General features: G+C 74.3%; 10 protein-coding genes and 1 tRNA gene. 6 read left to right on the forward strand and 5 right to left on the reverse strand.

From position 1 onward, the window contains the following. Positions 1 to 116: 116 nt before the first annotated feature. The 4 genes from ABWU78_RS20415 to ABWU78_RS20430 all read right to left on the reverse strand — a co-directional run bounded on the left by ABWU78_RS20415 (position 117) and on the right by ABWU78_RS20430 (position 3808). Positions 117 to 1325, reverse strand: coding sequence for an ABC transporter permease (locus tag ABWU78_RS20415; protein ID WP_253052875.1), 1209 nt, complete (start codon positions 1323 to 1325; stop codon positions 117 to 119). Next, the gene (locus tag ABWU78_RS20420; protein WP_253052877.1) at positions 1322 to 2302 is read right to left on the reverse strand and encodes an ABC transporter ATP-binding protein; all 981 of its coding nucleotides are present in this window, start codon (positions 2300 to 2302) and stop codon (positions 1322 to 1324) included. Before ABWU78_RS20420 ends, ABWU78_RS20415 begins: the two co-directional genes overlap by 4 nt. Positions 2303 to 2407: 105 nt before the next feature. Beyond that, positions 2408 to 3094 carry a hypothetical protein gene (locus ABWU78_RS20425; protein ID WP_253052879.1) on the reverse strand — a complete coding sequence of 229 codons (687 nt, stop codon included), beginning with the start codon at positions 3092 to 3094 and terminating at the stop codon, positions 2408 to 2410. Positions 3095 to 3205: 111 nt separating this feature from the next. After that, positions 3206 to 3808 (reverse strand): TetR/AcrR family transcriptional regulator, encoded by a 603-nt coding sequence (locus ABWU78_RS20430; protein WP_253052881.1) that lies wholly within the window; start codon positions 3806 to 3808, stop codon positions 3206 to 3208. Between the two features lie 252 nt (positions 3809 to 4060). On the opposite strand from ABWU78_RS20430, the gene ABWU78_RS20435 reads away from it, so the two are divergent. The 5 genes from ABWU78_RS20435 (at position 4061) to ABWU78_RS20455 (ending at position 8334) form a co-directional block, all read left to right on the forward strand. After that, a tRNA-Gln gene (locus ABWU78_RS20435) sits at positions 4061 to 4132 on the forward strand. A 30-nt stretch (positions 4133 to 4162) separates the two neighbouring features. Continuing rightward, a complete protein-coding gene (gene glmU, locus ABWU78_RS20440; protein WP_253052883.1) occupies positions 4163 to 5839 on the forward strand; it encodes a bifunctional UDP-N-acetylglucosamine diphosphorylase/glucosamine-1-phosphate N-acetyltransferase GlmU in 1677 nt (558 codons plus the stop codon). 68 nt (positions 5840 to 5907) lie between these two features. After that, complete coding sequence (locus ABWU78_RS20445) at positions 5908 to 6891, forward strand: ribose-phosphate diphosphokinase (protein WP_253052885.1); 984 nt, start codon at positions 5908 to 5910, stop codon at positions 6889 to 6891. Positions 6892 to 6917: 26 nt separating this feature from the next. After that, positions 6918 to 7514 carry an SIMPL domain-containing protein gene (locus tag ABWU78_RS20450; RefSeq protein WP_308202310.1) on the forward strand — a complete coding sequence of 199 codons (597 nt, stop codon included), beginning with the start codon at positions 6918 to 6920 and terminating at the stop codon, positions 7512 to 7514. 91 nt (positions 7515 to 7605) lie between these two features. Beyond that, a complete protein-coding gene (locus ABWU78_RS20455) occupies positions 7606 to 8334 on the forward strand; it encodes a GOLPH3/VPS74 family protein (protein ID WP_439159353.1) in 729 nt (242 codons plus the stop codon). Between the two features lie 39 nt (positions 8335 to 8373). On the opposite strand, the gene ABWU78_RS20460 is transcribed toward ABWU78_RS20455, so the two are convergent. Beyond that, complete coding sequence (locus ABWU78_RS20460; protein WP_439159354.1) at positions 8374 to 9684, reverse strand: UDP-glucose dehydrogenase family protein; 1311 nt, start codon at positions 9682 to 9684, stop codon at positions 8374 to 8376. 265 nt (positions 9685 to 9949) lie between these two features. On the opposite strand from ABWU78_RS20460, the gene ABWU78_RS20465 reads away from it, so the two are divergent. Further along, the coding region (locus tag ABWU78_RS20465) for a LamG-like jellyroll fold domain-containing protein (RefSeq protein ID WP_439159355.1) at positions 9950 to 13453 on the forward strand (3504 nt) is incomplete at its 3' end.

Raw genomic sequence — 13453 nt, forward strand, 5'->3', positions numbered from 1 at the left:
CGCGACCACACGCCGTCGGGCATGGCCACGGCTCTACCCCGCGCGACCACGGCTCTACCTCGGCCGACCAGGGCTCTACCTCGGCCGACCACGGTTCTACCTCGCGTGGCCCCGGGTCAGGTGGTGCGGAGGGCGTCCTTGAGCCGGACGCGGGCGCCGGTGCGCAGCACCGCGTTGGAGTAGATCTTCGCGGCGAGCCACACGAGCACGGGGACGACGGCGAGCGAGAGGCCGAGCGCGAGGAGCGCCTCCCAGGTCTCGGCGCTGCCGAGCGCGATGCGCACGGGCATGAGGAGCGGCGAGCACAGCGGGACGAACGACAGCCACACGACGAGCGGGTTGTCCGGGGCCCAGGGCGCGACGGAGATGCCCACGACGTACGGCACGATCATGAGGAACGTGACGGGGGTCGTGACGGCGCCGACGTCCTCCTGGCGCGAGACGAGCGCGCCGAGGCCGGCCATGAGGAGCGCGTAGCTCACGAACCCGACGACGAACCACACGAGCGCCCAGACGGCCGCGGTGCCGAGGTCGATCGTCGACGTGTCGACGAGGCCGAGGCCGAGCGCGGTCCCGACGCCCGCGAGCACGACGAGCGCGACCTGCCCCAGCCCCACCAGGCCGATCCCGAGCACCTTGCCCGCCATGAGCTGCCAGGGCCGGACGGTCGAGAGCAGGAGCTCGACGACGCGGCTCGTCTTCTCCTCGACGACGCCCTGCGCGATGAGCTGGCCGCTGATCATGATGGCCATGAAGAGCAGGATCCCGGTGACGAGGCCGGTGACGTAGCGGGTCGGGTCGAACTCGCTGGGTTCGCCGATCGTGCGGACGGTCGGCTCGGCGGTCGCGATGTCGCCCGCGACCTGGGCGGGGTCGCCGCCGAGGCTCGCGACGGCGTCGGACAGCGCGGTCTGCTGGGCGAGGGTCGTGAAGACGGCCGTGAGGCCGGGGGAGAGCTCGGTGTCCACGACGACGGTGGGCGCGTCGGCGGAGCCGGTGACGAGGGCGTCGAGGTCGCCGTCGCGCACCTGGGCCTCGCCCGCGGCGTCGTCGGCGACGTCGACGGTCTCGACCTCGGTGCCGAGCGTGCCGCCCGTGGCCTCGATCGACTCCGCGAGCGCGGCGGTCTGCGGCGTGACGCCGACGCGCTCGGCGGTCGGGCCGGACGAGCTCGCGGCGTTGAGCACGAGCCCGCCGAGCACGACCGCGCCGACGAGGATCACGGTGAGCCAGACGAACGACTTCGAGCGGAGCCGCGTCATGATCTCGCGGCTCGCGACGAGGCGGATCGCGCCCCAGGACGTCAACGAGGTCCCCGTGCTCATGCCCCCACCTCCACGGTCTCGGCGGCCGCGGCGGCCGGCTTCTCCTCGGCGCTCACGACGTCGCGGTACAGCTCGGTGAGCGACGGCCGGACGAGCGAGAACTCGTGCACCGGTCCGGCGGCGAGCGCCGCGCGCAGCACGGCCTGCTCGCGCCCGCTCGCCCCGTCGACGGCGGCGCCGTCGCCCGCGGTCCGGTCGTCCTGCGCGAGCTCGACGACGGTGCGGGAACCCTCCAGGCTGACGGCCCGTGCGTCGGGCACGGCGCCGATCCACGTCGCCCCGGGCGGCCCGTCCACGACCCACCTCTCGGTCTCGGTCCGGCGGAGCTCGTCGATCGTGCCGACCTCGACCATCGCGCCGTCCTTGATGATCCCGACCCGGTCGCACAGGCGCTCCACGAGGTCGAGCTGGTGCGAGGAGAAGACGACGGGGACGCCCGCCTCGGCGCGGTCGCGGAGCACGTTGCTCATGACGTCGACGGCGACGGGGTCGAGCCCGCTGAACGGCTCGTCGAGCACGAGCAGCTCGGGATCGTGGGTGAGCGCGGCGGCGAGCTGGACGCGCTGCTGGTTGCCGAGCGAGAGCTTCTGCACCTCGTCGCCGCGGCGGGCCTCGACGCCGAGGGTCGTGGTCCAGCGTTCCATCGCGTCCTTCGCCTCGGCGGCGGACAGCCCGTGCAGCCGCGCGAGGTAGACGAGCTGCTCGCCGACCTTCATGCGCGGGTAGAGCCCGCGTTCCTCGGGCATGTAGCCGATGCGCCGCCGCGCGGCGAGGTCGATCGGCCGCCCGTCCCAGCGCACCTCGCCGCCGTCGGCGGCGAGCACGCCGAGGACGATGCGCATGGTCGTGGTCTTGCCGGCGCCGTTGGAGCCGACGAAGCCGAAGATCTCCCCGGCGCGCACGTCGAACGACGTCCCGCGCAGGGCGCGCACGTCGCCGTAGGTCTTGGTCAGCGAGTCGATCTCGAGTGTCGCCATGCGCCCCAGACAACCACGGGGTCGCGCGTCCGGCACGGGACAGATGTCACGTCCTGCACCCACCCGACGGCCCGGGCGGGCCGTCCCCGGGACCGGGGCGGGCGCTCAGCCCCGGTGCTCGTCGCGCACGGGCGGCAGGGGGGAGCGCGCGGCCCGCACGGTGAGGCGGAGCATCGCGCCGGTCGCGTGGTCGACGTCGGCGACGTCGTCGCGCCGGACGGCGTCGAGCGCGGCCCAGAGGAGCTCGCGCGCGATCGCGGCCTCCCGCTCGTCGAGACGCGCGGAGACCGACTCGACGGCGCTCATCGCGACGAGGACGCGCATGCCCGCGGACGTCGGGGGCGCGATGCGCACGCGTCGGATCTCGACGGCGTCGCGCAGGGCCCGGCGCTCGACGCGCGAGAGCCGGGGGCCGGCGACGTGCAGGAGGACGCGCGTGAGGAGCGCGGCCGAGACGCCGAGGACCGCGGCGACGAGGACGAGGGCGACGGGCTCCAGGGCGTGCCCGACGAGGACCGCGGCGATCGCGGTCGCCGCGCCCGCGACGAGCCCCAGGCGCACGCCGTCGACCGACGCGTGCCACTCGGCGTGCCGCCGCACCCGGTCGAGCTCGCGGGGGGTCAGGCCGGGGACCAGCACGTCGGTGCGCTGGACGATGCGGTCCGGCGCCCCGGCGACGGCCCCGTGGAGGCAGCGCGCCGTCGTCCAGGTCGAGTACCCCCAGACCGTGGGACGGATCTCGTCCCGACGGTCCTCGTGCGTGCGGTCGGTGGACCGGTCGTGCCCGTGCATGAAGTGCCCCCGCTTCGTCGGTCTCGTGCTTCCGCAAGGAGAGACGGGTGCGCCCGGGCGCCATGACGCGGGTTCGGAGAAGTTTCCCCGGGCGCCCCGTGGACGGACGCGTCAGGACTTGGTCGTGATGAGGTGCGGGCGCTTCTCCATGTCCGCGAGGCCGTTCCACGCGAGGTTGACGAGGTGCGCCGCGACCTCGGTCTTCTTGGGCGAGCGCACGTCGAGCCAGTACTGCCCGGTGAGCGCGACCATGCCGACGAGCATCTGCGCGTAGATGGGCGCGACCTTCGGGTCGAGACCGCGCGTGCGGAACTGGTGGGCGAGCAGGTGCTCGACCTGGGTCGCGACGTCGCCGATGAGGCTGGAGAACGTCCCCGTGGCCTGGGCGACGGGGGAGTCGCGCACGAGGATGCGGAACCCGTCCTCGGACGCCTCGATGTAGGACAGGAGCGCGAGCGCGGTGCGCTCGAGCAGGACCTTGGGGTGGCCGCCCTCGTCGAGCGCGCCGGAGAGCGCCGCCGTGAGCGCCTGGACCTCGCGGTCCACGACGACGGCGTAGATGCCCTCCTTGCCGCCGAAGTGCTCGTACACGACGGGCTTGGACACCTCGGCGCGCGCGGCGATCTCCTCGACGCTCGTCCCCTCGAACCCCTTCTCGGCGAAGAGCCCGCGGCTCACGGCGAGCAGCTGCTCGCGCCGCTGGCTCGCGGTCATGCGGGATCGGGGGGTGCGTCTGGACTCGGCCACGGGGTCCATCATGCCGTGCACCCGCCGCCGCGCCCCGCGTGCGCACGCGCACGGGTGTGGCGCAGGCAACTACCACGGTGAGCGGGGACCGGGGTGCGGACCGGACGAGACGGGCACGACCGGCGTCGGGCACGGGGAGCGACCTGGCAGACTGTTCCCGGACCCACCCCGCCCGTCGTGGCCCGGGAACGCACCGGGCGCGAGCGTCGCCGGGTCCGATCCGCCTTGGTGTAATCGGCAGCACAAGGGTTTTTGGTGCCCTTGGTCCAGGTTCGAGTCCTGGGGGCGGAGCTCGTGCCACCGATCCCGAGGGGAACACCCATGGAAGCTCAGCAGGGAACCGACCCCGCCGTCGCCCCCGCTGCCGTGATCGTCCTCGCCGCCGGCGAGGGCACGCGGATGAAGTCGTCCACCCCGAAGATGCTCCACACGCTCGCGGGGCGCAGCCTGCTCGGGCACGTGCTCGTCGCGGCGCGCTCGCTCGACCCGGCGCGGCTCGCCGTCGTCGTGCGGCACGAGCGCGACCGCGTCGCCGAGCACGCCCTCTCGGTCGACCCGGACGCGGTGGTCGTGGACCAGGACGAGATCCCCGGCACCGGGCGCGCGGTGCAGTGCGCGCTCGCCGCGCTCGACGCCAAGGCCCACGCGCAGGCGCTGCTGCACGGCGTGCCCGACGGCGAGGAGGGGCGCGGCCTCGGCGACGGGCTCGAGGGCCCCGTGGTCGTGACCGCGGGCGACACCCCCCTGCTCGACGGCGGCACGCTCGCCCAGCTCCTCGCCGCGCACGTCGTGGACGGCAACGCGGTGACGATGCTGACGACCGAGCTCGAGGACGCGACCGGCTACGGGCGCGTCGTGCGCGACGGGTCGGGCGACGTGCAGCGGATCGTCGAGCACAAGGACGCGTCGGCCGACGAGCGCGCGATCCGCGAGGTCAACGCGTCGATCTACGTGTTCGACGCCGCGGTCCTGCGGCGCGGCCTGGGCACGCTCGGCCGCGACAACGCGCAGGGCGAGGTCTACCTGACGGACGTCGTCGCGGCGGCGCGCGCCGAGGGCGGCACGGTCCGGGCGCTCGTCTCGGCGGACCCGACGATCGTCGAGGGCGTCAACGACCGCGTGCAGCTCGCGACGCTGCGCGCGGAGCTCAACCGCCGGATCCTCGAGGACTGGATGCGCGAGGGCGTGACCGTCGTCGACCCGGCGACGACGTGGGTCGACGTCGACGTCGAGCTCGCGCGCGACGTGACCCTGCTCCCCGGCACGCAGCTCCACGGGGCGACGGTCGTCGCCGAGGGCGCGACGATCGGTCCGGACACGACGCTCACCGACACCGAGGTCGGCGCGGGCGCGACGGTGACCCGGACGCACGGCAGCCTCGCGGTCCTGGGGGCGGGCACGTCCGTCGGCCCGTTCGCCTACCTGCGGCCCGGCACCGTCCTCGGCGCCCAGGGCAAGATCGGCACGTTCGTCGAGACGAAGAACGCGGAGATCGGCGAGGGTTCCAAGATCCCGCACCTGTCCTACGTGGGGGACGCGACGATCGGCGAGCACACGAACATCGGCGCCGCGTCGGTCACCGTCAACTACGACGGCGTCCACAAGCACCGCACGGTGATCGGCTCGCACGCGCGCACGGGCGCGGACAACATGTTCGTCGCGCCGGTGTCCGTGGGCGACGGCGCCTACACCGCCGCCGGCTCGGTCATCCGCCGCGACGTGCCCGCGGGTGCGCTCGGGGTGAGCGGCGGGCAGCAGCGCAACATCGAGGGCTGGGTCGAGCGCCGCCGCCCCGGCACCCCGGCGGCCGACGCCGCGGCCGCCGCGCGCGCGAGCGACCCCGAGGCGCCGCCGCTCGGTGCGCAGGCCCAGGCGCAGCTCGCGGACCAGAGCGCCGCCGCGACCGCCGAGCGCCCGACCCCGCCGCCGCCCGGGCCCGAGCTGGAGCACACGCTCGAGGCGCTGCGTGGCGGTCGCCCCGCGACCACGGCAGACTGACCGCGACCGGCCGAGACCTCCTCAGACCTACCCCGCACCCGGAAACACCACCGAAGGAACCCACTGGTATGAGCAGCACGATCGCCGGCAACGGGGAGAAGTCCCTCGTCCTCGCCTCGGGGCGCGCGCACCCCGAGCTGGCCAACGACGTCGCGCGGGAGCTGGGCATCGACCTGCTGCCCACCACCGCGTACGACTTCGCGAACGGCGAGATCTACGTCCGGTTCGGCGAGTCGGTGCGCGGCGCCGACGTCTTCATCCTCCAGAGCCACACCGCGCCGATCAACCAGTGGATCATGGAGCAGCTGCTCATGGTCGACGCGGCCAAGCGCGCCTCGGCCCGGACCATCACGGTCGTCCAGCCGTTCTACGGCTACGCCCGCCAGGACAAGAAGCACCGCGGCCGCGAGCCGATCTCGGCCCGCCTCATGTCCGACCTGTTCACCGCCGCGGGCGCGGACCGCCTCATGAGCGTCGACCTGCACGCCGCCCAGACGCAGGGCTTCTTCGACGGCCCGGTCGACCACCTGTGGGCGATGCCGATCCTCACCGACTACGTGCGCACGCGCGTCGACACGTCGAACGTCACGGTCGTCTCTCCGGACGCCGGCCGCATCCGCGTCGCCGAGCAGTGGGCCGCGAAGCTCGGCGGCGGGCCCCTCGCGTTCGTGCACAAGACGCGCGACGTGACGCGCCCGAACCAGGCGGTCGCCAACCGCGTCGTGGGCGACGTCGAGGGCCGCGACTGCGTGCTGGTCGACGACCTCATCGACACCGGCGGCACCATCGCCGAGGCGGTGCGCGTCATCCTCGCCGCGGGGGCGCGGTCGGTCATCGTGGCGGCGACGCACGGCGTGCTGTCCGACCCGGCGGCGCAGCGCCTCTCCGAGTGCGGGGCGAGCGAGGTCGTCATCACCGACACGCTGCCCATCGCCGCGGACAAGCAGTTCCCGCAGCTCACCGTGCTCTCCATCGCGCCGCTCGTCGCGCGCGCCATCCGCGAGGTGTTCGACGACGGGTCGGTCACCTCGCTCTTCGACGGCAACAGCTGACGGGAGGGGTCGTGGGCGGCTCGGGAGTGACGACCACCGGTCAGGGGGCGGTGACCGCGGCACCGGACGTCGCGGTCGTCGAGCTGGGCGCGGAGTCGAGCGCGCCCGGCGTCCAGGAGGCCCTCGACCGGGCGAACGCGGGGCTCGCCGCGGCGCGTGACGCGCTCGTCGCGGCGGGCGTCGACGCCGCGGACGTGCGCACGTCCCAGACGTCGACGTGGACGGAGCAGCGCGACGACGGCCCGCGCACGACGGCACGGCTCACCCTGCGCGCGACCGTGCGCGACGTCGCGGCGTGCGGCGAGATCGTCCGCGCCGCGCTCGACGCGGCGGGTCCCGTCGCGCGCCTCGACTCGACGAGCCTCGCCGTCGGCGACCCCGGCCCGCTCGCCGTCGCGGCGCGCGACGCCGCGTTCGCCGACGCCCGTGCGCGCGCGGAGCAGTACGCCCGGCTCGCGGGCCGCTCGCTCGGCCCGGTCGTGGAGGTCCGCGAGGACGTCGGCGGGCCCGGCCCGGTGCCGCGCCTGATGGCTGCCAAGGCCGCGAGCGACGCGCTCGTCGTCGAGCCCGGCACGCAGGAGGTCCGTGCGAGCGTCACCGTCCGCTGGGAGCTCGCGGACTGACGTCGCGCAGCGGGCGACCGTGCGCCTCGCACGCCTCGGCCATGACAAAAGGCAGGTGTCCCCGGCCGGTGCGCGCCGTAGCGTGAGGACCATGCTCATCCTCGAGGACTACCTGCTGCTCACGCTCGACGACGTGACCGGGAAGGCCGTCGTCGACGCCTCGTACCGCGAGCAGGTCGCCGCGGGGGCGCTCCTCGTCGAGCTGGCGCTCCTGGGGCGCGCGGACCTCGCGGGCGACGGCGACGGCGGGCGGATCGGCCGCATCGTCGTGCGGGACGCGTCCCCGACCGGCAACGCGCTGCTCGACGAGGCGCTGACCGTCGTGCGGTCGCGCGAGGGGTCGAAGCCCAAGGCGCTCGTGGCGCCCCTCGCGAAGCTCAGGCCGGCGTCCCGCGCGATCGCCTCGCTCGCCGAGCGCGGGGTCCTGCGACGTGAGGAGGGCCGCGTGCTCGGGATCTTCCCGACCACGCGCTGGCCCGCGGCGGACACGCGCCACGAGGAGGGCGTGCGGGCCGACCTGTGGCGCGTCCTGGTCGACGGCGGTGCGCCGGACCTGCGGACGGCCGCCCTGGTCGCGATCCTCGCGGCGACCGGGCAGGCGGGCCGGGTGCTCGCGGCGGGCGGGGCGCCCGGCGCACCGGCCGTGGCCGACGCCGGGCACGAGGCGACGGGGCCGCGGCGCCGCGCCGTCGACGCCCGTGCGCGGGAGATCGCGCGGCAGAGCTGGGCGAGCGAGGCGGTGCGCGCCTACGTCGAGGAGGTCACCGCGGCGATCCTCGTGGGCGCCACGGTCGCGGCGACGGCGGCGGCAACGAGCTGAGGCGCGTGGCCGGCAGACGTCGCCGTCGTGGCCGCGCAGTCAGGGGCGCCCGAGCGCGCGGTACGTCCAGCCCGCGTCGCGCCAGACGGCGGGGTCGAGCGCGTTGCGGCCGTCCAGGACGCGCCGGTGCGCGACGTGCTCGCCCAGCGCGCGAGGATCGAGGTCGCGGTACTCGCGCCACTCCGTGAGCAGCACCACGACGTCGGCCTCCTGCGCCGCCTCCTCGACGGACGCCGCGAACTTCAGCTCCGGCGCGGTGCGCCGCGCGTTCTCCATCGCGCGGGGGTCCGTGACGACGACGTGCGCGCCCTGGAGGTGCATCTGCATCGCGACGTTGAGCGCGGGGGAGTCCCGCGTGTCGTCGCTGTCGGGCTTGAAGGCGGCGCCGAGGACCGCGACGTTGCGGCCCACGATCGACCCGCCGCACACCTCGCGCGCGAGGTCGACCATCCGCACGCGTCGACGCATGTTGATGGAGTCGACCTCCCGCAGGAACGACAGCGCCTGGTCGACGCCCAGCTCTCCCGCACGGGCCATGAACGCGCGGATGTCCTTGGGCAGGCACCCGCCCCCGAACCCGAGACCGGCGTTGAGGAAGCTGCGCCCGATGCGGGCGTCGTGCCCGATCGCGTCGGCGAGGACCGTGACGTCGCCCCCGGTGGCCTCGCACAGCTCGGCCATGGCGTTGATGAACGAGATCTTGGTCGCGAGGAACGAGTTCGCGGCGACCTTGACGAGCTCGGCCGTCGCGAAGTCGGTGACGACCTTCGGCGTCCCGTCCGCGAGGACGCTCGCGTAGACCTCGTCGAGGACGCCCTCCGATGTGCCGTCGTCGCCCGGTTCGACGCCGTACACGAGGCGGTCCGGGTGGAGCGTGTCCTGGACGGCGTGACCCTCGCGGAGGAACTCCGGGTTCCACACGAGGCGCGCCCCGGGCTGGGCCTCGCGGACGCGCGCGGCGAGACGCGCGGCGGTCCCCACGGGGACCGTGGACTTGCCGACCACGAGGTCGCCCGGGGACAGGTGCGGAAGGAGCGACTCGACCGCTGCGTCGACGTAGCGCAGGTCCGCCGCGTACTCGCCCTGCCGTTGCGGTGTGCCGACGCACACGAAGTGGACCCGCGCCCCGGCCGCGCGCGACACGTCCGTCGTGAAGGACAGGCGGCCGCTGCCGACCTCCTGCTCGAGGAGCCGGGGTAGTCCGGGCTCGAAGAACGGGGCCTGGCCCGCGGTGAGCGCGGTGACCTTGTCGGAGTCGACGTCCACGCCGACGACGTCGTGCCCGAGGGACGCCATGCTGGCCGCGTGCACGGCGCCGAGGTACCCGCAACCGACCACCGAGATGCGCATCGAGGTCCTCCGTAGGAGACGGTCTGGGTGTCGGCCCACGCTACTCCGCCGGGCGCGCCGGACGGCCGGGCCGTGGGGGTGAAATGACGGACAGGGGGCACCAACCGGTCGCCGGGGACGCCCGCGGCGGGTGAACTTCCGGACGGGAGGTCGCCCTCGACGCTCCAGGAGTGGTTCGATTCGCCTGAGGGTGCGTGCAGGGGGCGGCGGTCACGCGGTGTCGCCGCAGTCTCGACGAGCACACGCGAGAAGCAGGACGCACCACATGCCGCACAGCACACACGATCCTCGACCGTCCGGGGCCACGCGTCGGCGATGGTTCGTCGCGACGGCCGGCGCGGTGGCGGGTGCGCTCGTGCTCGTGGGCATCGGGGTGGCGCTCCCCGGGGCCCCCGGCGGTGCCGGGACCTCGCAGCTCATCGACGTCGTCGGCGACACCGAGGCCGAGAGCGTCGCGATCGGCGGTGCCGTCGGCCAGGAGGTCGCGGCGAACTTCGCCCCCGACCAGTCCGGCCCCGAGGGACCGGACGTGTCCGCCTCGTCGATGTGGTGGCGGTGGACGGCCCCGACGAGCGGTCCCATCACGTTCTCGACGCACGGTAGCGAGCTCGACACCGTGCTCACGGTCTACCCGGGCACGGCGACGAGCGCTCCCGTCGCGACGAACGACGACGAGGGTGACGTCCGGACCTCGTCGGTGACCTTCGACGCGACCGCGGGCGAGGAGTACCTCGTCGAGGTCTCCGCCAAGTCGCCCGACCCTGGGCTGCTGACCCTGTCGTGGCAGCCGCCCGCACCGGCGGACGCGGCGCTCCCGGAGGAGCCCGCGGCGGCGGCGGTCACGTCCACCGGCATCCCCCTCACGGGGAACACGGGCGAGAAGCCCCAGTCGAAGCTCTGGTCCGCGGGCGGCACGTGGTGGGCGGTGCTCGCCTCGGCCAGCACGTCGCCCGCGGGCACGTGGGTCTGGCGGTACGACGCGGTGGCCAAGACCTGGACGAACGTCACGCGCATCTCCGAGCGCACCGACGTGCGCGCGGACGTCAAGGCCGTCGGCGACGTCGCGCACGTGCTGCTCCACGGGCCGACCACGACCCTCGTCTCGATCCAGCGGGACCCGCAGTCGAACGCCTACGTCCCGTGGGCCGCGCGCGCCGGCGCGACGGCCGTCTCGCTACCCGGCAGCGAGACCGCGACCATCGACATCGACTCGACCGGCCGCATGTGGGTCGCCTGGGACACGGCGAGCCAGGTGCAGGTGCGCTGGAGCGACGCGCCCTACGCCTCGTTCTCGGCACCGGTCACGGTCGCGTCGGGGATCACGGACGACGACATCGCCGTCGTCACCGCGATGCCGGGCAAGAAGGTCGGGGTGCTGTGGTCCAACCAGAACACCCAGCGGTTCGGGTTCCGGACGCACGTCGACGGCGCGTCCCCCTCGACGTGGACGGCCGACGAGGTCCCCGCGGCGGGGTCCGCGCTCCCGGTCGGCGGTGGCATGGCGGACGACCACCTCAACGTCGCCGTGGCCGACGACGGGACGTTCTACGCGGCCGTGAAGACGTCGTACAACTCGGCCGACAAGACTGTCATCGGCCTCCTGGTCCGTCATCCCGACGGCGCATGGGACCCGTTGTACGAGGTCGACCGGATCGGCACGCGCGGCATCGTCGTTGTCGACGACGTCACCGACCGTCTCCGCGTCGTGTACACGCGCAGCACCAACCTCGACGACATCCTCGTGAAGGAGACCTCCCGGCTCTCTCCCGACTTCTCCGGAGCGGCCGAGACGGTGCTCGAGGGCTCGTGGAACAACGCCACCGCGACGAAGTCGAACGTCCCCGGCGAGGTGCTGGTGATGGCGGCCTCGGCCACGACGGCGCGTGCGGCGCGCCTCGCCTGGACGCCGGCTGGTGCACCGACGGCGCAGGACTCGACGGTCGCGACGACGGTCGGCGGCACGGTCAGCGGGAAGCTCGGCGCGCAGGCGACGACCGACGACCCCCTCACGTTCCAGGTCGTCACGCAGCCGACGGCGGGCACCCTGACGGCGTTCGACACCACCACGGGCGCGTTCACCTACCGCGCCGGGGCCGCGAGCGGGCTCGACTCGTTCACGTTCCGTGTGGGCAACGGAGGACTGTGGTCGGCTCCTGCCACCGTGGGTGTGCGCGTGTCGTCCGCGGACGGTCTGGTCGGTGCCTGGAACCTCGACGAGGGTCAGGGGCTCGTGACCACCGACTCCTCCGGGTGGGGCAACGGCGGGACGCTCGTCGGCGGGTCGTCGTGGGTCCCCGGGGTCTCCGGGTCCGCCGTGCGTTCGGACGGCGCGACAGGTCTCGTCCGGGTCCCGGACTCGGCGGCTCTCGACGTCAGCACGGGGCTCACGGTCGCTGCATGGGTGCGCCCGGAGCAGGCCGCGACCCAGTACGTGGTGAAGAAGGCCACGAACGACGCCGCGGACGGGTTCGAGCTGGCGCTCGCGAGCAACGGAAAGCCCTTCCTGCGCCTCAACGAGAACAGCTCGGGCGACACCTACCGGGTGAACGCGACGTCGTCCTACCCCACGAACGGCACCTGGGTGCACCTCGTCGGGACGTACGACGGGACGCGCATGCGGATCTACGTGAACGGCGCCGAGCAGGCGTCGAAGCCGGGCCCCGCGAGCATCGGCACGAACACGTCGCCCCTGGGCATCGGCGCCGAGGGCAACGGCTACCGACCCGTCAAGGGTGCGGTCGACGGGGTCCGCCTGTACGACCGGGCGCTGTCGGCGGCCGAGGTGACGACCCTGTTCCAGGGCGGGACGACACAGCCCACGCCGGCCCCCGTCGCGCAGGACGTCGCGGTCACGACGGCGCTGGGCCAGCCGGTCTCCGGCACGCTCGCGGCCACGGTGCCCCAGGGCGCGACCCCGCAGTTCCAGGTCGTCACGCCGCCCACGCGCGGGACGGTCGCGCTGACGAGCACGTCCACCGGCGCGTTCACCTACACGCCGGGGGCCTCGGCGGGCGCGGACTCCTTCACGTTCCGGGTCGGTGCCGGCGGGCAGTGGTCGGCCCCGGCGACGGTCCGGGTGGCGGTGACCTCCCCGGACGGGCTCGTGGGAGCGTGGGACCTCGACGAGGGCCAGGGGCTCTCGACGGCGGACGCCTCGGGCTGGGCGAACACCGGTTCCCTGGTCGGTGCGGCCACCTGGGTCCCGGGCCGGAGCGGGACCGCGGTACGGTCCGACGGCGTGACCGGCTACGTCCGCGTGCCCGACGCGTCGACCCTCGACCTCACGACGCGGATGACGGTGGCCGCGTGGGTGCGGCCGGAGCAGCTCGCGACGCAGTACGTGGTGAAGAAGGCCGCGCAGGGGACGACCGATGGCTACGAGCTCGGGCTCGCGAGCGGGGGCAAGCCGTTCCTGCGGCTCAACCACGCGTCGTCGGGGGACACGTACCGGGTCGACGCCACCTCGACGTACCCGACGGACGGCACGTGGGTGCACCTGGTCGGGACGTACGACGGCACCGGCATGCGGATCTACGTGAACGGGGTCGAGCAGGCCTCGAAGGCCGGACCGGCGAGCATCGGGACGAGCTCGCTCCCGCTGGGCATCGGGGCCGAGTCCAACGGCACGCGGGCCACCAAGGGCGCCGTGGACTCCGTCCGGCTGTACGACCGCGCACTCACCGGCGCCGAGGTCGCGACGCTCTACTCCGGGGCGAGCGGCTCCGTGCCCGCCCCGGACCCGACGCCGACCCCGGACCCGACGCCGACC

Source organism: Cellulosimicrobium sp. CpK407, assembly GCF_051844275.1.
GTDB classification, from domain to species: Bacteria; Actinomycetota; Actinomycetes; order Actinomycetales; family Cellulomonadaceae; genus Cellulosimicrobium; species Cellulosimicrobium cellulans_G.

Bases quoted from the DNA above. Each gene is read 5' to 3' on its own strand.
- ABWU78_RS20460 (WP_439159354.1), bottom strand. From the start codon at position 9,684: ATGCGCATCTCGGTGGTCGGTTGCGGGTACCTCGGCGCCGTGCACGCG.
- ABWU78_RS20415 (WP_253052875.1), bottom strand. From the start codon at position 1,325: ATGAGCACGGGGACCTCGTTGACGTCCTGGGGCGCGATCCGCCTCGTC.
- ABWU78_RS20420 (WP_253052877.1), bottom strand. From the start codon at position 2,302: ATGGCGACACTCGAGATCGACTCGCTGACCAAGACCTACGGCGACGTG.
- ABWU78_RS20430 (WP_253052881.1), bottom strand. From the start codon at position 3,808: ATGACCGCGAGCCAGCGGCGCGAGCAGCTGCTCGCCGTGAGCCGCGGG.
- ABWU78_RS20445 (WP_253052885.1), top strand. From the start codon at position 5,908: ATGAGCAGCACGATCGCCGGCAACGGGGAGAAGTCCCTCGTCCTCGCC.
- ABWU78_RS20455 (WP_439159353.1), top strand. From the start codon at position 7,606: ATGCTCATCCTCGAGGACTACCTGCTGCTCACGCTCGACGACGTGACC.
- glmU (WP_253052883.1), top strand. From the start codon at position 4,163: ATGGAAGCTCAGCAGGGAACCGACCCCGCCGTCGCCCCCGCTGCCGTG.
- ABWU78_RS20425 (WP_253052879.1), bottom strand. From the start codon at position 3,094: ATGCACGGGCACGACCGGTCCACCGACCGCACGCACGAGGACCGTCGG.